The 17,653-nt window shown below is 51.4% G+C and carries 18 protein-coding genes; 8 read left to right on the top strand and 10 right to left on the bottom strand.

From position 1 onward, the window contains the following. The first annotated feature begins 170 nt into the window (after positions 1 to 170). The 5 genes from ACFOE0_RS08845 to ACFOE0_RS08865 all read left to right on the top strand — a co-directional run bounded on the left by ACFOE0_RS08845 (position 171) and on the right by ACFOE0_RS08865 (position 7,177). A complete protein-coding gene (locus tag ACFOE0_RS08845; protein ID WP_248937809.1) occupies positions 171 to 1,409 on the top strand; it encodes an OmpP1/FadL family transporter in 1,239 nt (412 codons plus the stop codon). A gap of 125 nt (positions 1,410 to 1,534) precedes the next feature. Next, entirely contained in the window at positions 1,535 to 2,251 is a 717-nt protein-coding gene (locus ACFOE0_RS08850) for an SIMPL domain-containing protein (RefSeq protein WP_248937810.1), read from the top strand. 193 nt (positions 2,252 to 2,444) lie between these two features. Continuing rightward, complete coding sequence (locus ACFOE0_RS08855; protein ID WP_248937811.1) at positions 2,445 to 3,470, top strand: efflux RND transporter periplasmic adaptor subunit; 1,026 nt, start codon at positions 2,445 to 2,447, stop codon at positions 3,468 to 3,470. Beyond that, the gene (locus ACFOE0_RS08860) at positions 3,470 to 6,670 is read left to right on the top strand and encodes an efflux RND transporter permease subunit (RefSeq protein WP_248937812.1); all 3,201 of its coding nucleotides are present in this window, start codon (positions 3,470 to 3,472) and stop codon (positions 6,668 to 6,670) included. The genes ACFOE0_RS08855 and ACFOE0_RS08860 overlap by 1 nt, the downstream gene beginning before the upstream one ends. Before the next feature lie 123 nt (positions 6,671 to 6,793). Beyond that, complete coding sequence (locus ACFOE0_RS08865; RefSeq protein ID WP_248937813.1) at positions 6,794 to 7,177, top strand: rhodanese-like domain-containing protein; 384 nt, start codon at positions 6,794 to 6,796, stop codon at positions 7,175 to 7,177. A 50-nt stretch (positions 7,178 to 7,227) separates the two neighbouring features. On the opposite strand, the gene ACFOE0_RS08870 is transcribed toward ACFOE0_RS08865, so the two are convergent. The 10 genes from ACFOE0_RS08870 to ACFOE0_RS08915 form a co-directional block, all read right to left on the bottom strand. Then, a complete protein-coding gene (locus tag ACFOE0_RS08870; RefSeq protein ID WP_248937815.1) occupies positions 7,228 to 7,764 on the bottom strand; it encodes a YaeQ family protein in 537 nt (178 codons plus the stop codon). 68 nt (positions 7,765 to 7,832) lie between these two features. Beyond that, positions 7,833 to 8,744 (bottom strand): precorrin-2 dehydrogenase/sirohydrochlorin ferrochelatase family protein, encoded by a 912-nt coding sequence (locus tag ACFOE0_RS08875; RefSeq protein WP_248937816.1) that lies wholly within the window; start codon positions 8,742 to 8,744, stop codon positions 7,833 to 7,835. A 14-nt stretch (positions 8,745 to 8,758) separates the two neighbouring features. Further along, positions 8,759 to 9,118: a rhodanese-like domain-containing protein gene (locus tag ACFOE0_RS08880; RefSeq protein ID WP_248937817.1), complete on the bottom strand. Its 360-nt coding sequence runs from the start codon at positions 9,116 to 9,118 to the stop codon at positions 8,759 to 8,761. A 137-nt stretch (positions 9,119 to 9,255) separates the two neighbouring features. Continuing rightward, on the bottom strand, positions 9,256 to 9,576 hold the full coding sequence (locus ACFOE0_RS08885; protein ID WP_248937818.1) for a putative signal transducing protein: 321 nt from the start codon (positions 9,574 to 9,576) through the stop codon (positions 9,256 to 9,258). Positions 9,577 to 9,773: 197 nt separating this feature from the next. Continuing rightward, the gene (gene secF, locus ACFOE0_RS08890; protein WP_248937819.1) at positions 9,774 to 10,721 is read right to left on the bottom strand and encodes a protein translocase subunit SecF; all 948 of its coding nucleotides are present in this window, start codon (positions 10,719 to 10,721) and stop codon (positions 9,774 to 9,776) included. A 14-nt stretch (positions 10,722 to 10,735) separates the two neighbouring features. Further along, positions 10,736 to 12,589, bottom strand: coding sequence for a protein translocase subunit SecD (secD, locus tag ACFOE0_RS08895; protein WP_248937820.1), 1,854 nt, complete (start codon positions 12,587 to 12,589; stop codon positions 10,736 to 10,738). Positions 12,590 to 12,607: 18 nt separating this feature from the next. Next, positions 12,608 to 12,940 (bottom strand): preprotein translocase subunit YajC, encoded by a 333-nt coding sequence (gene yajC, locus ACFOE0_RS08900; RefSeq protein ID WP_115134819.1) that lies wholly within the window; start codon positions 12,938 to 12,940, stop codon positions 12,608 to 12,610. Between the two features lie 26 nt (positions 12,941 to 12,966). Further along, complete coding sequence (gene tgt / locus ACFOE0_RS08905; protein WP_248937821.1) at positions 12,967 to 14,091, bottom strand: tRNA guanosine(34) transglycosylase Tgt; 1,125 nt, start codon at positions 14,089 to 14,091, stop codon at positions 12,967 to 12,969. A 147-nt stretch (positions 14,092 to 14,238) separates the two neighbouring features. Further along, positions 14,239 to 15,276 (bottom strand): tRNA preQ1(34) S-adenosylmethionine ribosyltransferase-isomerase QueA, encoded by a 1,038-nt coding sequence (gene queA, locus ACFOE0_RS08910; RefSeq protein WP_248937823.1) that lies wholly within the window; start codon positions 15,274 to 15,276, stop codon positions 14,239 to 14,241. Positions 15,277 to 15,336: 60 nt separating this feature from the next. Next, positions 15,337 to 15,489 (bottom strand): hypothetical protein, encoded by a 153-nt coding sequence (locus tag ACFOE0_RS08915; protein ID WP_248937824.1) that lies wholly within the window; start codon positions 15,487 to 15,489, stop codon positions 15,337 to 15,339. Positions 15,490 to 15,644: 155 nt separating this feature from the next. On the opposite strand from ACFOE0_RS08915, the gene ACFOE0_RS08920 reads away from it, so the two are divergent. The 3 genes from ACFOE0_RS08920 (at position 15,645) to ACFOE0_RS08930 (ending at position 17,536) form a co-directional block, all read left to right on the top strand. Further along, positions 15,645 to 16,238, top strand: coding sequence for an acyl carrier protein phosphodiesterase (locus ACFOE0_RS08920; RefSeq protein WP_248937826.1), 594 nt, complete (start codon positions 15,645 to 15,647; stop codon positions 16,236 to 16,238). Positions 16,239 to 16,250: 12 nt separating this feature from the next. Next, complete coding sequence (locus tag ACFOE0_RS08925) at positions 16,251 to 16,766, top strand: protein disulfide oxidoreductase (protein ID WP_248937827.1); 516 nt, start codon at positions 16,251 to 16,253, stop codon at positions 16,764 to 16,766. Between the two features lie 116 nt (positions 16,767 to 16,882). Beyond that, positions 16,883 to 17,536, top strand: a complete 654-nt coding sequence (locus ACFOE0_RS08930) for an RluA family pseudouridine synthase (protein WP_248937828.1) — start codon at positions 16,883 to 16,885, stop codon at positions 17,534 to 17,536. Positions 17,537 to 17,653: the final 117 nt, after the last annotated feature.

The following is a 17,653-nucleotide window of genomic DNA, read 5'->3' on the forward strand; positions in this document are numbered from 1 at the left end:
GCTATATCCAACATCAGAACCAAGCCCAGCATAAGCCACCAAGTTAACCATCAGTTAACATTTTTTCGGCTCTGGTCGGAGTTGTTGGAATCCCCCCGCATCCATACCATACGCGGCAATATTAAGGGGAGTGGGCAAAGACCGGCTTCCAATATGAAGAGAAGATAATAATGAAGTACTTCAACAAGACAATTCTGGCCGTAGCAATTACAGCTGCGAGCTCTCAAGCAATGGCTGCCGGTTTCCAGCTGAACAGCCAGTCTGCCACAGGTATCGGCCGCGCCTTTGCCGGTGACGCCGTTATCGCTGACAACGCCTCAGTACTGGCCCGTAACCCTGCCGCCATGGCTTTGTTCGATGAGAAAGCTCTGTCTCTGGGTATCACCTATGCCGATGTTACTGCCGAGATCAAAGATGCTTCTTTGCATACCAAGAACCCATTGACTGGCCAACCAATCGCTGTTGAATACGGTGGTCTGGATAACGCTGCTGAAGGCAAAATTATTCCAAACGCCTTCTATATCCAGCCAATCAACGATACCTTCGCCTTCGGTCTGGGCGTATTCTCCAACTATGGTACAGGTACAGATACAACTGATTTGACTGCTGGCAAAGCACTGGCCCCAATTGACCTGATTGGTAACACTGAAGTGACTACAATCAACTTCAACGCCAGTGTCTCTGCCCGTATCAATGAGCAGTGGAGTGTAGGTGCCGGTCTGGACATTATCCACGGTGAAGGCGTGTTGACCCGTGGCGGTCAGAATGTGGTCGATGTTGAAGCTGATGGTATCGGTTTCGGCGGTATCGTAGGTGTGACCTATGAGCTGGATGCCAATAACCGCTTCGGTCTGAGCTACCGCTTCAGCCCGGATATGAAAGTGGAAGGCACTCTGAAGAAACTGGCTAACCCAACTCAACCTCTGGCGGACCACGAAGAGCTGACTGTGCCTATGGCAGATATCGCTCAGTTTGCCGGTTTCCACCAGTTGACCGAACAGTTTGCCCTGTCATACACAGCACAGTGGACCCAGTGGAGTAACTTCGATTCTGTGGACCTGCACGGCCCTGATGAGCCACTGAAAGTTTATCAGTGGAAAGACTCCTGGTTCTTCAGTGTCGGTGGTACCTACACCCTGAATGATCAATGGACCCTGCGCGCCGGTTACGCTTATGACCAGGGCGTAGTGGATGATATCCAGTCTATCTCTATTCCTGACTCTGACCGTCAGTGGGTATCTGTGGGTGCGACATATCACCTGACTCCCAAGTCCTCTGTCGACTTTGGTTTTGCTCATGTAATGGGTGAAGAAACTCATTTGAGCGAGCAGTCTTTGTTTGGTCAGCTGAACGCAGTTACCAACACTGGCGCAAACTACATCTCTTTGCAGTACAGCTACAGCTTCTAAGCCTGGAGCTTTAAGTTAAGCTGATTCAGCATTCAACGCCCCGCCTTTGCGGGGCGTTTTGTTTTCTTGTCCCAAAGAGTTAGCGGGAGTAGAGTGAAGCCAAAGTATCTTCGTAAGGAGCAATGATGAGATCTTCATCCCCTTTTTCCGCACTCATCCTCGGGGTATTGCTGGCGACCGGGTTACTGGGTGCAGCCTGGCTGGCAAGCGATACTCTGCTGCAGGTGAAATCGATGGACCGCACGGTCAATGTCAAAGGCCTGGCAGAGCAAGAGGTCAATGCCAATATTGCTATCTGGCCGATACAGTTTACTGAAGTCGATAATGACCTTGGCAGTCTGTATCGCAACGTTGAAGCCAAAACCCAGATTGTGGTCAGTTTTCTGAAAGCCCTTGGCTTTAAAGATGATGAGATCACAGTGTCGCTGCCCAATATCGAGGACAGACAGGCCCGCGGCTATGTGGACCCCAATGTCAGATACCGCTATTTCGCCAAATCCACAGTATCGGTTTATACCAACAATGTTGAGCAGGTGCGTCTCAGCAGAGGCAAGCTGACCCAGTTGCTGGAGAAAGGCATCACCATCTCTACGGATGATTATCAAAGCCGGGTGGAGTATCTGTTTACAGGCCTCAACGAAATCAAACCTGAAATGATCCAACTGGCGACCCGTAATGCCAGAGAGGTCGCTGAAAAGTTTGCCCGGGATTCAGACTCAAAGCTGGGTAAAATCAAAACCGCCAGTCAGGGTCAATTCATCATCACAGACAGAGACAGCAACACACCTTACATCAAAAAAGTCAGAGTGGTCTCGACCCTCACCTATTACCTGACAGACTGAATCGAAATGAATCCAAAGGCCGGAAGTCGTTCCGGCCTTTCTATATCTACCCGGCGTCCCCGCCATATTAATACTATCTTTATCAGTGAATAAGATTATTCATTAGATTTTTTTAATGAATATATTGTTCTTTACGCCCAGTTTCATTAGAATTTTCTCATGGATTGATTTTTACCCTACTCAGAGATTCGCCATGATCAGAAGAAAACGGACTTTCAGTGCCATAGCACTTGGCTTGGTTTTGTCGGGCAACAGCCTAGCTGCTGAAGCTGTTGATACCCTGACAATCACTCAAACTCCACAGAACCGATATCTGACACTGGATGCCACCATAGAGCCGGTAAAGGCGGCAACTGTGTCTGCGCAAACCTCAGGCCGTGTTCTCAATATCAATTACGACGTCAACGATAAAGTCCCGGCCAACGCCAGCCTGCTGGAGATCACCTCAATTGAGCAGGGAGCATCACTGGCTGCTGCTGAAGCTGAGTTCGCCCGGGCCAATGCCCTTAATGCAGATGCTCAGGCGCAGCTAAAACGCTTCAGCGATCTGTTTCCACAGGGAGCGGTGTCCAGGGGGGAGATGGACAGAGTCACAGCACAGGCCAAAAGTGCTCAAGGGGCAGTGGAAGCTGCCAAAGCCGGGGTTGAAAAAGCCCGGGAGTCTGTAGCCTACACCCAGATATACGCGCCGTTTTCCGGTATTGTGACCCAGCGCCACGTTGAAATCGGCGAGGCTGTTGCTCCCGGACAAGCTTTATTATCGGGCTATTCACTGGATCAGATGCGTGCAGTGTTAATGGTGCCCCAGCAGTACCTGCCAGCACTGAAGAACAACTCACAAATCAATATTGCACTTGACGATGGTCGCCGTTTTCAACTGGACAAGTTTCAGATCTTTAATTTCGCTTCCGCTGTCGGCCACAATTTTGAAGTAAGGGTGCCCTTCCCTGAACAAACTCCGGATATGGCCCCGGGAACCATGGCTAAAGCCAGCTTTGTTATTGATAAACGGCCTATGGTACTCGTTCCACAAAGTGCCCTGTATACCCAGAACGAACTCAGCGCTGTGTATTTGAAACAGGGAGACAGGTTCCTGTTGACTCAGGTCCGTGTGGGAGAGAGTCAGGCTGATCAGGTGGTGATTCTTGCCGGGCTGAGGAAGGGGGATGTGATAGCCCTCAATGCCTATGACGCACTGCTTAAGCAGAGGGCACCATAATGGACAAACAGACAGTTCATTCTGGCATTTCAGGGCGCGTTGCGGCGCTGTTCTTAGACAATGCCATTACGCCACTGCTGGCCATCCTGGGTCTCCTGCTGGGCTTGTTTGCCATTCTGGTCACTCCGAAAGAGGAAGAACCTCAAATCGACGTGACCTTTGCCGATGTGTTTGTCCCTTTTCCCGGCGCAACGCCAAGGGAGGTAGAGCAACTGGTCACTCTGCCCGCCGAGCAGGTAATCTCCCAGATCCGGGATATTGATACCCTGTATTCCTTCTCCCGGGCGGATGGTGCCATGTTTATTGTGGCATTCGACGTTGGCGTGCCCAGATCAGAAGCCATAGTCCGCCTTTATAACCAGCTTTACTCCAATATGGATAAACTGCCTGCGGCGGCTGGGGTTGGAGAACCATTGATTAAACCCAGAGGAATTGATGATGTGCCCATTGTTAATCTCACCCTGTGGAGCGAGGATCCCAACGTCACAGCGTCGGCACTCACCCGGGTCGCACAGAATCTGGAAACCGAGCTCAAACGCATCCCCGGCACCCGGGAGGTTTATACCCTGGGTCAACATCAACTGGTACTCAATGTTCGAATAGATCCGGCCAAACTGATGGGCTATGGCCTGTCATTTGACCAAATAGGCCAGAGCCTGAAAAACAATAACCTGATCTCCATGCCTGCTTCTCTGGTTCAGGATAATCAGGTTATTCAGGTGCAGGCAGGGCAGTTCCTTCATAGCCAGGCAGATGTAGAGCAGCTTTTGGTCGCTGTGCTGCCGGATCCATCCGGCCGTGAGCAGCCGGTTTATCTTGGTGATATTGCCGATATCACGCTGGCGGCAGATATTCCTGACAATAACGTGTATTACACAGGCCAACACGGCACCTTTCCGGCAGTGACCATAGCCATTGGCAAGCAGGCAGGACAAAATGCCGTAGATATTGCGCAGGCCGTGCGCGAGCGATTAAACGCGGTTAACAATATCCTGCTGCCGGATAATATCAAGGTGGAAATTACCCGTGACTATGGTCAAACCGCGGCTGACAAATCCAATACTCTCATTTTCAAATTGATATTCGCCACGGCTGCGGTAGTGCTGTTGGTGGTTCTGACCATGGGGCTGAGAGAATCTGTGGTCGTCGGCATCGCCATTATCATCACTTTGGCAATAACCCTGTTTGCCAGTTGGGCCTGGGGGTTCACCCTTAACCGGGTGTCGCTGTTCGCATTGATCTTTTCCATCGGAATTCTGGTAGATGATGCCATTGTGGTGGTTGAAAATATTCATCGTCATATGTCGATGACAGATAAACCGCTGCGCGAGCTGATCCCAGGCGCAGTGGATGAGGTGGGAGGCCCAACCATTCTGGCGACATTTACCGTGATTGCCGCCCTGCTGCCCATGGCGTTTGTATCTGGATTGATGGGCCCCTATATGAGTCCTATCCCCATTAACGCCAGTATGGGCATGTTGTTCTCTTTAGTAATAGCCTTCGCCATTACTCCCTGGCTGGCGGAGAAGCTGCTTAAGCGGCACCAGAACCCGCCTCATGATGTAGATGGCACTGCCCCTCGCCTCCAGAGGCTATTTCGCAAGCTGATGAGCCCATTCCTGAAAGGAAGAGATGGCCGTAAAGCCCGCGCATTGCTGGGGTTGAGTGTAATAAGCCTGATCGCGCTGGCGCTTGCCCTTCCTCTGACGAAACATGTGGTACTCAAGATGCTGCCATTCGACAACAAGTCTGAGTTCCAGGTCATAGTCGATATGCCAGAGGGGACTCCACTTGAAGATACCCAGCGGGTACTCAGGGAGATGGCTGACTATCTGCTGACAGTGGAAGAGGTAAAAGATCTGCAACAGTACGCTGGCACGGCAGCGCCTATGAACTTTAATGGCCTGGTGCGCCATTACTTTCTGCGGCAAAGCCCTGAGCTGGGCGATATTCAGGTGAACCTGCATGACAAACACGACCGAGACAGAGCAAGTCATGAGATCGCTCTGGCGGTGCGACCTCAGCTAAGCCAGATAGCGAAACAACACAATGCGGCGGTCAAAGTCGTGGAGGTGCCGCCGGGTCCACCGGTTTGGTCCCCCATAGTGGCTGAGGTCTATGGTCCGAGTCCGGCTATCCGTAAGCAGGCGGCACAGGAAGTAGAGGCTCAATTCAGAGCAACAAAGGATGTTGTGGACATAGACATTATGGTCCCGGCCAGACAGTACAAATGGCAGGTTCGCATTGACCGTCAGCGTGCCGCCCTACTGGGAGTATCCTATGCCAGCGTGGTTGATGCTGTTGCGACTTCTGTGGGCGGAAAAGACGCGGGGACTTTGCATCTGGATGGCCAGAAAACCCCGGTTCCCATCAGGTTGGAGCTGCAGGAGGGCAGTAAGATGGATCTGGATGCCCTGCTTAATATGACGTTGACAGGCACCAAAGGGCCTGTGCCTATTGCGGAGCTGGTCCATATCGACAAAGGCTTCATCGAGCAGGAAATCGTCCACAGAAATATGGTCCCCATGATCATGGTGACAGCCGATATGGCGGGGCCGTTGGACAGTCCCCTGTATGGTATGTTCGATATTATCAGCGGACTTGAACACAAGTTCCCGACCATGTCACAGCACTATATCCAGCAGCCATCAGGTCTGGACCAAATAGCGGTACTCTGGGATGGAGAGTGGAAGATCACCTATGAAACCTTCAGGGATATGGGTATAGCCTACGCGGTTGGCATGATCGCCATCTACCTTTTGGTCGTGGCACACTTCCGCTCCTATCTGCTGCCACTGATAATAATGGCCCCTATTCCCCTGACCATTATCGGGGTGATGCCGGGCCATGCCCTGCTGGGCGCTCAATTCACCGCGACCTCTATGATAGGCATGATAGCTTTGGCCGGGATTATCGTGCGTAACTCCATTCTGTTGGTGGACTTTATCAAGCTGCAACAGGCGCGTGGAATCGCTTTGGCCGAGGCAGTCGTATCTGCCTCGGCAGTGAGGGCCAAGCCGATTATGCTGACGGCGGTGGCCGCCATGACCGGAGCCCTGTTTATTCTGGATGACCCTATATTCAACGGTCTGGCCATCAGCCTGATCTTCGGTATTCTGGTATCAACGGCATTAACTCTGGTGGTGATTCCACTTCTGTATTATGCCTGGCTATACCCTAAAGAGATAAATAGCCACTAAGTGAACCACACAAATATAACCGTCTGTTTTAATTTGCTTTTAACTGATTCAAGCAGATAACTATGCTGATAATTAAATTAGGCGTAGAATCCAAAATTGAACTTTCTATCAGAAGGAATTGACATGTTTTCACCCAAGACACTCTGCACGCGGATTCTGGCGCCTGTACTGTTTCTTTTCGCCCTGCTCAGCGGTGTAGTCCAGGCAAATGACAAGGTTTATCAGCAGGCATGGAATCATATTGCCGACGGCGCTTTGATAGTCGATGTAAGAACCCCCGCAGAATTTGCTCAGGGTCACCTGCCAGGTGCAATCAACATTCCACTGCCTCAGGTCGTAGAAGAGTTTGCCGCCAGAAATATCGGTAAAGATACAGATGTGATGCTCTATTGCCGCAGTGGCAACCGCAGTGGTCAGGCCCAGAAAGCCCTTATCGCCGAAGGTTATACCAATACCTTTAACGGTCTTGGTTATCAGGGCTTAATGGCTCACAAGCCCCAGCAGTAATTGAGCAGATAAAGCAAAGCCCGGCTATGTAGCCGGGCTTTTTGTATAAACTATTGAAGCCTTTCCGGGGTGACCAGCACAGTATCCACGCCGTTGGAGACATAAATCTCACCATCGCTTACCGAGAAGTTCAGCTGCATGGTACGACTGACCAAACCGCCCAATGCTTTAACCTGATCGGCTGGGAAGTTCCACACTTCCAGATTCTGATAACGCCTGAAGGCTGACTCGTTTTTCTGCCACCAAACAGGCACACTGCGGCCACCATAGGCATACAGTTTTACCTGCTTCGCGCGCCCGGCAGCCTTGCGCAGCCACTTCTCGTCAGCCTCGCCAAACTCGACCCAAAGACGAATTTCACCGGACAGCTCCTTAAGCCAAAGCTCGGGCTCATCATCAACGCACAGTCCCTTACTGAACTCCAATCCCTCTTCAGCATTCAGGGCATATGCCAGCAGGCGTACCATCATGCGTTCGTCGGTTTCTGAAGGATGTTGCGCCAAGGTCAAACCGTGATCATGGTAATAGTGTCTGTCCATGTCAGCGATTTGCAAATTAGCTTTAAATACAGTGGCTTTAAGTGCCATTAACAGGCTCCGGAATAATAGTGTGGGCGCAGGGTATCAGGCCTGCACTGCATGTCAATCCTGACGCGTTAGAGCGCCCCAGGCTGCAAAAACCTGGCTTCAGGAAAATGTGCCCTGAGGGAATCAATACAGGCCTTGTCTGCATAAACCAGCAGCCTCTCTCCCCGTTGCAACTGCTGGCTAAGCTCACTGAGTTTAGGCAATGTGCCGCGACTGGCGTCACGCCTGAGCAGTTCATTCAGGGCTTCAGGTATCTCACATTCAGCATAGACGGCATCCAGTCGCTGCAACAGAGGCACCACGGCCAAAGGCAGAAGCTCAGGATTAATGTCGGTTTCCAGCAGCAATAGCTCCCCTTGAGTAGCCACGTTGTTGAATGACAGGTCATAGCAAAGCTCTGTCTGACTGTCGAAGCGGTCACCGTTAAACTGAAAAAAGCGTTCCCAGAAGATACGACGCGCTTTACCTGAGGGTAGTCTTTGCTGCACATCATCACGACGCGAGGCCACAAAATTGAGTAAGGGGCTCAGCGACTGGGGCAACATAGCTTCAAGTTTAGCCCTGATTTGGCGAGCGAATACCGGAGCTGCGCCAGCAGTGCTGATGGCAACCACCATGCGCCCCCGGTCAACGATGGAGGGAGTAATAAAATCACAGGCCCGGGGAGTATCTACCACATTCACCAGGGCACCGGCTTCTTTAGCTGCCGCTGCCAGGCTGAGGTTCAATGATTCGCTGTCAGTAGCCAGGTAAACCAGATCCCATCCCGGCATATCCTCAGGCAGTGCCGCACGGGTTTGAACCCTGACTTCTTCCTTTTCGGCTCTGAGCAATATCTCCTCAATAACCTCTGGAGCAATCAGGTTAATCTCTGCGTTGGTGCGGGCCAGCAGATCAAGTTTGCGGGCGGCTACTTCCCCACCGCCGACAATCAGCACCTTCAGCTTTTGCGTATCAACAAACAGGGGAAAGTACTGCATTCAAATCGTCCTTGTCAGTCTTTAACCAGAGGCAGTAAACGCTGCACCCAGGCCTTATATCCTCCCACCAGCGAGGCCACCTTGGTGTAGCCCATTAACTGCAGGTTGTGAGCCGCCAGAGCACTGCGGTATCCGCCACCACAGTACAGCAGCAAGGGAGTGGTTTTATCGGGGAAACGGGTTTCAATATCCCGTTCGAGAATACCCCGTCCGAGGTGGACGGCGCGGGGCAGATGGTCTTTGAGCCATTCTCTGTCTTCGCGGACATCAACCAGCTGCCAGGCATCATCAGCCTGGTAATCTTCAATGGTGATTTCAACTATGCCGGGTCGAATGGTATTGACCAGGGCTTCAAATCCGGGGTTATGCTGCACAGCTCATTCCTCACTGGTGACCGGAACTACAGTGTAATGCGTGGAATGTGGCGCGGGCAATAAGCCAACACCAAAAAGATAATGGCTATCGCGTTGACAGCATTAAGGTTTTGAAGGTCTACTCAAAGGCAACTGAACTAGTCGTTGTGACGTTCACAACACTCAGCGCTACAGTTCCAGCACAGCTCAAAACTGGCCTCGTTCCACTCCTGGCACTGGACACATTGCCACTTGGGCTGTTCGGCCTGTAACTGACAAAGCTGCTGTTTCGCAGCTTCAATACTGGACTCAGGGACCCAGAGCTCAACCGTTTGCATATCTACCGGCAGCTCACCAATGCCCCCCATCAGAGCTTCACCTCTGAGTTCAACCGGGATACCACAGGCCTCCAAAAGCCCCTTCCAGGTATGGGCTTGAAGCAAGTTCCCCCCGGCCACTAAACATTTACGTTCTTCCATGGCTATCCTGCTCACTTTTACCGCAGTGCTCATCATCCCCAAAGCTGTTGCTGTGTCAAGTAGCAATCCATTGATTAACCTATGCTCAAAAAACCAAAGTCCCCGAACACCCACTGTTTATGGGGATTTCAGCCGTTTCACAAAAAGATAAAAAAACGCCTGCGAATGCAGGCGTTTTCTAGTCAGTGTTTTTCAGCTCAAGGCATAATGTTTGGCTGATCTGCACCTTCTTTTTCTACTTCCACTGGCATCATGTGCTCACGGTTTACACCCAACTTGTAAGCCATGTAACTTGCCACATAAATAGAAGAGTAAGTACCGAACAGGATACCCATCAGCAAAGCTGTCGCGAAGCCGTGGATCATGGTGCCGCCCTTCAGGAACAGAGCCACTACTGTAATCAGCGTGGTACCTGTGGTGATAATGGTACGGCTCATGGTCTGGGTAATGGCCGCGTTGATCACTTCATAGGCAGTTGCTTTACGCATCTTCAGGAAGTTTTCACGCACCCGGTCATATACCACGATGGTATCGTTCAGAGAGTAACCCACTACCGTCAGCACACCAGCCAGAACAGTCAGGTCGAACTCCAGCTGCAACAATGAGAACAGACCCAGAGTCAGGATAACGTCGTGAGCCAGAGACGCCACAGCGCCTGCAGCCAGTCGCCATTCAAAGCGGAATGACACATAGATCAGAATACAGATCAGTGCGACCAGTACCGCCAGACCACCCTGCTCTGCCAACTCTTTACCTACCTGAGGACCAACGAATTCAACACGCTTTTGAATCACGCTTGAATCCATCTTCTGAGCAGCAGCCATCACTTCAGCGACCTGTACATCACTCTTGATATCAGCTTTGGCCTGCAGACGTACCAGTACGTCACGGGTAGAGCCAAAGTTCTGTACCACGGCACCTTTAACAGCATCCGCTGTCAGGTTGGCACGCAGAGCGGGCAGATCGGCGGGCTTGGAAAACTCAAGCTCAACTACGGTACCGCCGGTAAAGTCCAGACCCCAGTTGATACCCTTGGTAGCCAGACACACAACAGACGCCACTGTCAGCAGCACAGACAGGGCAGCAATGACCTTGGCGTGCTTCAGGAAGTCGATGGTATTTTTAAATGCGGTTAATTGCATCATGACAGTCGTCTCCCTTAAATCGACAGTTTCTTCACACGCTTACCACCCCAGATGGCATTCACGATAGCGCGAGTACCAACAATGGCAGTAAACATGGAGGTGGCGATACCTATCATCAGGGTAACCGCAAAGCCTTTAATGGCACCGGTACCCACAGCGAACAGGATCAAGGCTGTCATAAAGGTAGTGATGTTGGCGTCGGTAATGGTTGAGAATGCGTTACCGTAACCTTCACTGATCGCCTGCTGTACGCTGCGACCGGCACGAAGCTCTTCACGGATACGTTCATAAATCAACACGTTACCATCTACCGCCATACCGACCGTCAACACCATACCGGCAATACCCGGCAGGGTAAGAACAGCACCCGGGATCATGGACATGATACCCACGATCATAATCAGGTTGGCACACAGCGCCAGGTTGGCAATCAGGCCGAAGGCACGGTAGTAAACCACCATGAAGATCAGCACGATAACCATGCCCCAAATCATAGCCTGCAGACCGGATTCGATGTTCTGCTGACCCAGGCTTGGACCAATGGTACGTTCTTCAACGATAGATACAGGCGCAATCAGAGCACCGGCACGCAACAGCAGCGCCAGATTCTGAGATTCGCTGTGAGTCAGACCGGTAATCACGAAGTTACGACCCAGACGCGCCTGAATGGTCGCTACCGAGATCACTTCTTCGATCTTCTTCATCTTGATGCTGCCGTCAGGGTTCTTCTCACCGGTATCTTTATACTCGATGAACAAAGTCGCCATTGGCTTGCCGATGTTGTCTTTGGTCACGTTGGAGAAGATAGTGCCGCCTTTGGCATCCAGACCGATAGCAACCTGTGGACGGCTGTACTCATCGAAAGCTGGCTGGGCGCTGGTGATATGATCACCGGTCAGCATCACTTCTTTGTACAACACAACAGGCTCACCACTACGGCGCTTGTACAGTTCGCTGCCAGCCGGTACACGGCCTGCAACTGCGTCCTGCACATCGGCACGCTGATCCACCATGTGGAATTCGATAGATGCCGTAGCACCCAGAATTTCCTTGGCGCGGGCAGTGTCCTGCACGCCTGGCAGTTCAACGATGATACGCTCTGCACCCTGACGCTGAACCACAGGTTCAGCCACACCCAGCTCGTTCACACGGTTACGGATAGTGGTGATGTTCTGGGACAGTGCCTCTTCCTTCACCTGCTTGAGGTAGGTTTCACTCATGGTGGACAGCAGGGCGTACTTGTCGCCTTCGGTCACATCAGTGAATACCATCTCATTACCGTTACGGGTTTTCAGGAAGTTCTCAGCCTTGTTCAGGTTGGCTTCGTCGCGGAAACGAATCTCAATGCCTTTGGCTGTGCGGTTAACGCCTGAGTAACGGATACGCTCTTCACGCATCTGGTTACGGAAATCAGCAACCTTGGCCTCTTCCATTTTGCGAATGGCTTCATTCATGTCCACTTCCATCAGGAAGTGCACACCACCACGCAGGTCGAGACCCAGCTTCATTGGGCTACCACCCACACTCTCCAGCCATCTTGGGGTGGCCGGAGCAAGGTTAAGGGCAACGGTATATTTGTCACCCAGGGCGTTGGCAATCGCTTCTTTGGCAGCCAACTGCTGATCAGCGTTTTGCACGCGAACCAACAATTGACCATTTTCCAGATCCGAGCGCTTCACTGCGATACCATCTTTGGTCAGCAGATCATCAATCTGGGTCTGGGTTGCAGCAGTCACCTCAACTCCGCGGGTGCCCACTACCTGCACGGCGTGATCCTCCCCGAAGAGGTTCGGCAGTGCATAGAAAAAACCAACGGCGATAATGAATATCACCATCAGGTTTTTCCACATGGGGTATTTATTTAACACACCTTTGCCCTCTTGGCTTTACAGCGACTGGATTGAGCCTTTTGGCAGAACCGCTGCAATATAGTCCTTCTTGATGGTGATTTGAGTGCTGTCGTTCAGGTTCAGCAGCACATAGTCGTTGTCATCACTGATCTTGGCAATTTTGCCCAGGATACCGCCGCTGGTCAGGACTTCGTCGCCCTTGCCCAGAGAGCTCATCAGGTTCTTGTGTTCTTTAACGCGCTTGGCCTGTGGACGGTAGATCATGAAGTAAAAGATCAGGCCGAAGATGACCAGCATGAAAATCAGTTCCATGGTACCGCCAGTCTGAGCAGCACCGGCAGTGTTGGCGTAAGCGTTTGAAATAAACATTGTCTTCTCTTCTTATTGATAAAAAATTAATCAGCCAATTCAGGGACTTCGCGGCCTTGACTGGTATAGAAGTCTTCTACGAAGGCATCTAATGTACCTGTCTCGATCGCACCGCGCAAACCTTCCATCAAGCGCTGGTAATAACGCAGGTTGTGGATAGTGTTCAGGCGGGCGCCCAGAATTTCATTACAACGATCCAGGTGATGCAGGTAAGAACGGGAATAGTTCTTACAGGTGTAGCAATCACACTTGGCGTCCAATGGTGAAGTGTCATCGCGATGACGCGCATTGCGGATCTTGATAACGCCTTCACTGGTAAACAGGTGACCGTTTCGGGCGTTACGGGTTGGCATTACACAGTCAAACATGTCAACACCACGACGTACGCCTTCAACCAGATCCTCTGGCTTACCTACCCCCATCAAATAACGCGGCTTGTCAGCAGGGATTTTCGGGCAAACATGCTCCAGCACACGGTGCATATCTGCCTTTGGCTCACCTACTGCCAAACCACCAACGGCATAGCCGTCAAAACCAATTTCCAGCAGACCTTTCAGACTCTCGTCACGCAGATCTTCATACACACTGCCTTGGATAATACCAAACAGTGCATTTGGGTTTTCCAGGCGATCAAACTCATCACGGGAGCGCTTGGCCCAACGCAGAGACATCTGCATGGACTTGCGAGCCTCATCATGGGTCGCAGGATATGGCGTACATTCATCAAAAATCATCACCACATCAGAGCCCAGAGAATGCTGGATCTGCATGGACTTCTCAGCGTCCATAAAGATTTTTTCACCATTGATAGGCGAACGGAAATGTACGCCCTCTTCGGTTATTTTGCGGATATCACCCAAACTGAACACCTGGAAACCACCGGAGTCAGTCAGGATAGGACGCTGCCAGTTCATAAAGTCATGCAGGTCGCCATGCTTGCGCATGATCTCTTCGCCAGGACGCAGCCAAAGGTGGAAAGTGTTACCCAGCAGAATATCGGCACCGGTGGCACGCACCTCTTCAGGGGTCATACCTTTTACCGTACCGTAGGTTCCCACAGGCATAAATGCCGGGGTTTCTACCGTGCCACGCTCAAATACCAGGCGGCCACGACGGGCGCGTCCACAGGTTTTATCCAGTTCAAATTTCATCGTATACCTCGTCAGAGAAACAGTCTGACAGTGCAGAAAAACACGAATATCAGAAAAGTAGATTGGGTCAAATTACTCAGCTTCAAGGGCTGATAAAGAAAAATACCCATCCGGTCAGGGATGGGTATTTTAAATCAAATTCTGCTGTTATTGGGTCTTTTTAGTCACAAACATCGCATCCCCATAGCTGAAGAAGCGGTATTTTTGCGCAACCGCATGCTGATAAGCATTAATCACTTCATCAAAACCGGCAAAAGCACTCACCAACATAATCAGAGTAGATTCGGGCAGGTGAAAATTGGTCACCATGGCATCGACCACTTTGAACTCAAAGCCAGGGTAGATAAAGATATCAGTATCACCACTGAATGGCTGCAGCTCGCCTTCGCTGGCTTTAGCTGCACTTTCCAGTGAGCGCACCGAGGTTGTGCCCACGGCAATCACACGGTTACCGGCAGCCTTGGTCGCTTTAATCAACTCAACCACATCGGCAGGCACGTTGGCCCACTCAGAGTGCATCTTGTGTTCCAGAATATTGTCAACACGCACTGGCTGGAAGGTGCCTGCGCCAACATGCAGGGTGACAAAAGCCATATTCACGCCCTTGGCTTTCAAGGTCTCCAGCATACCATCGTCAAAGTGCAGGCCAGCAGTTGGTGCCGCTACAGCACCAGGGTTCTGGTTATATACAGTCTGGTAGCGTTCTTTGTCTGCGTCTTCATCCGGACGGTCAATGTAAGGAGGCAGTGGCATATGACCGACAGCTTCCAGTACTTCCAGGATGGTTAGCTCAGACTGGAGTTCCAGTTCAAACAGGGCATCATGACGTGCCAGCATCTTCATTTCATGGCCACCATCAAGATTGATCATGGCGCCCTCTTTCGGGGATTTGGAGCTGCGAACATGGGCCAGAATACGCTTGTCATCCAACATGCGCTCCACCAGGATCTCCAACTTACCGCCAGTGGCTTTTTGACCAAACAGTCGTGCAGGAATAACCCGGGTGTTATTGAATACCATGAGGTCGCCCGGCTGAATCATCTCCAGCAGGTCAGTAAACTGCTTATCCCCCAGAGCGCCACTGTTGCCATCCAGCGTCAATAATCTGGATGCAGTCCGCTCTGCCATCGGGTAACGGGCTATCAGCTCATCTGGGAGCTCAAAGGTAAAATCTGAAACGCGCATGTAGATACTACTCGGCTTGGCTAAAGACGGCGGCCAGTCTAGTGTCACTGCGCGTTAAGATCAAGAATCCTTATCGACAGAGGTATGACGGTCCAGATCTTCCAGCCGGTACCTGTGGCGGGTAATGGGGATATCGACGTGTATCTGTCGCTTGGGCGCACGCCTGAATAACCTAAGCAGGCCAATCAACCGCTTTTTGAAGTGTTCAATCATCCATGATCTCCGAGGTGTAAAATGTGCTCACTTTTCCGGCGTAACGGTCGCTTTCCGTGCGATTAGACTGATGTTTACCGGAGTACTGACGTGATTTCTTTGTCTGTATGCGGTTGCATGTTACCTTTTGTTTCAAATTTCGCCAACGCTAAATTATGAATTTTCTAGCGCACCTCCATCTGGCCGACAACAGCCAGACCAGTTTGGCCGGTAATCTGGCCGGTGATTTTGCCAAGGGTAATATTCAGAACTTTGCCAAGCCGCTGCAGCAGGGAATCTGGCTGCACAGACAATTGGACCAGTTGACTGATGAACATGAGCTCAGCCGTGATCTGGTCAAAGCATTCCCCAAAAAATACTCCCGTGTGGCCCCCATACTGATGGACCTGGCTTTCGATCACATGCTGGCGCGCTACTGGGATGAATACCACAACAGTAAGCTTGAAGAGTTTTCAAGCTACGCGTACGACGAGCTGGATAAGGCCCTGGACCTGCCCGAGTCCCTGAGTAAAATCCTGCCCCGGATGCGTCAACAAAACTGGTTGAAAGCCTATGAGAGCCGCGCCGGTCTTAATGATGCGATATTGGGTGTCAGCCGCCGCTTCTCCAAACCTGAGTTGTTTGTTGGGGCTGACAAGGTGGTGAAACAGATGGATGTCGATATTGAAATCGCCTTCAGGACCCTTTATCCCCAGTTGATGGCATACAGCCGCATATTAAGTCGCAAGACACCTGAAGAGTTTCTATAACCCGGAATTCCAATGCACGAGTCTTTTTTTACCCGCTTCAGGCAAAGGGCTTTTTGGCTCAAGCTGACGCGTGACCTGCTGATCATCACAATTGTCGTCTATGGCGTCAGCCTGTTTCTGCAGCGAGATATGATCAGTGGCGCCGCGCCTGCACTCTCGGGTGAATCATTGCAGGGTGACACACTGACACTGCACCCCCACGAAACCACTCTGGTTTATTTCTGGGGAACCTGGTGTCCGGCATGCAAAGTAACATCCCCGGCCGTGGATGCCCTGAGTCAGGAATATAACGTGATATCTGTGGCGGTGGCATCAGGTACCCGCCACGAAGTGCTGGATTATATGCAGGCGAATCACTACAACTTCCCGGTGATTCTGGATGATGCTGCTGCCTCCAATCAATGGGGCGCTTCAGGTTTGCCTGCCATCTATATCGTTCGTGATGGCGAAGTAAAGTTTAAAACCCGAGGGGTGACCAGTCAGTGGGGACTTGAATGGCGACTTTGGCTGACAGACCTCATGGGCTAGGCCCTTACTCACTGGCAACCTTAAGTCGACAGGCTTTACTCAGATATGGCAAATCCCTAAAATCCCCGCGCAGCCATCAGGTTGACCAATCATTTTCATAAAGAGCCGGAGAGACAATGCAGATCTTTGAATATCATCCACCCGCCCTGCCCTGGCTGGATATTCGTTATCGTGACGATGAGATGATAGTGATTGCCAAACCTTCAGGATTGCTCTCCAACCCCGGAATGGCTGAAGTCACCCATGACTGCGCCCTGACCCGGCTGCAAAAGCTATATCCGGAAACCATTCTGGTACATCGCCTGGACTGTGCCACTTCAGGCATTATGGTGTTTGCCCGGCATAAAAAGGCTGAGTCCCACCTGAAAACCCAATTTCAGGACAGAGGCACTGAAAAAGTCTATATCGCCGAAGTTGATGGCCTGATGAAACAGGACGCCGGGCAAATCAATCTGGCGATTGCCCCGGACAAAGAAAATCGTCCCCTGCAGAAGATAGATGAAACTGGCAAGTCAGCCATTACTGACTTTAAGGTCCTTGAGCGCCGGGAAAACTCAACTCTGGTAGAGCTCAGGCCCCACACCGGGCGTACCCACCAACTTCGGGTACATATGAAGGCGCTGGGACATATTATCCTGGGTGATGATTTTTACGGGGATGCCCGTATTATCAATGCCCGCCCGCGTTTATGCCTGCACGCCCAGACACTAACGTTCAAAAAGCCGTCAACCGCGGAACAGATAAGCTTCACCAGCAAGCATCCTTTCTGAAGCCTCGTTTCAGGTTCTCCTATGAGCCTGGTCAGGCTGCAAAAAGAAAACGGCCGTAAGTCATCACTTACAGCCGTTTCATTAATTCGTCATCGCAGACTCTCTGCCATGCAGAGG

Source organism: Shewanella submarina, assembly GCF_042646185.1.
GTDB classification, from domain to species: Bacteria; Pseudomonadota; Gammaproteobacteria; order Enterobacterales; family Shewanellaceae; genus Shewanella; species Shewanella corallii.

Excerpts from the sequence above, each read along its gene's own strand:
- ACFOE0_RS08845 (WP_248937809.1), top strand. The coding sequence starts at position 171 with ATGAAGTACTTCAACAAGACAATTCTGGCCGTAGCAATTACAGCTGCG.
- ACFOE0_RS08850 (WP_248937810.1), top strand. The coding sequence starts at position 1,535 with ATGAGATCTTCATCCCCTTTTTCCGCACTCATCCTCGGGGTATTGCTG.
- ACFOE0_RS08855 (WP_248937811.1), top strand. The coding sequence starts at position 2,445 with ATGATCAGAAGAAAACGGACTTTCAGTGCCATAGCACTTGGCTTGGTT.
- ACFOE0_RS08860 (WP_248937812.1), top strand. The coding sequence starts at position 3,470 with ATGGACAAACAGACAGTTCATTCTGGCATTTCAGGGCGCGTTGCGGCG.
- ACFOE0_RS08865 (WP_248937813.1), top strand. The coding sequence starts at position 6,794 with ATGTTTTCACCCAAGACACTCTGCACGCGGATTCTGGCGCCTGTACTG.
- ACFOE0_RS08870 (WP_248937815.1), bottom strand. The coding sequence starts at position 7,764 with ATGGCACTTAAAGCCACTGTATTTAAAGCTAATTTGCAAATCGCTGAC.
- ACFOE0_RS08875 (WP_248937816.1), bottom strand. The coding sequence starts at position 8,744 with ATGCAGTACTTTCCCCTGTTTGTTGATACGCAAAAGCTGAAGGTGCTG.
- ACFOE0_RS08885 (WP_248937818.1), bottom strand. The coding sequence starts at position 9,576 with ATGGAAGAACGTAAATGTTTAGTGGCCGGGGGGAACTTGCTTCAAGCC.
- secF (WP_248937819.1), bottom strand. The coding sequence starts at position 10,721 with ATGATGCAATTAACCGCATTTAAAAATACCATCGACTTCCTGAAGCAC.
- yajC (WP_115134819.1), bottom strand. The coding sequence starts at position 12,940 with ATGTTTATTTCAAACGCTTACGCCAACACTGCCGGTGCTGCTCAGACT.
- tgt (WP_248937821.1), bottom strand. The coding sequence starts at position 14,091 with ATGAAATTTGAACTGGATAAAACCTGTGGACGCGCCCGTCGTGGCCGC.
- queA (WP_248937823.1), bottom strand. The coding sequence starts at position 15,276 with ATGCGCGTTTCAGATTTTACCTTTGAGCTCCCAGATGAGCTGATAGCC.
- ACFOE0_RS08915 (WP_248937824.1), bottom strand. The coding sequence starts at position 15,489 with ATGATTGAACACTTCAAAAAGCGGTTGATTGGCCTGCTTAGGTTATTC.
- ACFOE0_RS08920 (WP_248937826.1), top strand. The coding sequence starts at position 15,645 with ATGAATTTTCTAGCGCACCTCCATCTGGCCGACAACAGCCAGACCAGT.
- ACFOE0_RS08925 (WP_248937827.1), top strand. The coding sequence starts at position 16,251 with ATGCACGAGTCTTTTTTTACCCGCTTCAGGCAAAGGGCTTTTTGGCTC.
- ACFOE0_RS08930 (WP_248937828.1), top strand. The coding sequence starts at position 16,883 with ATGCAGATCTTTGAATATCATCCACCCGCCCTGCCCTGGCTGGATATT.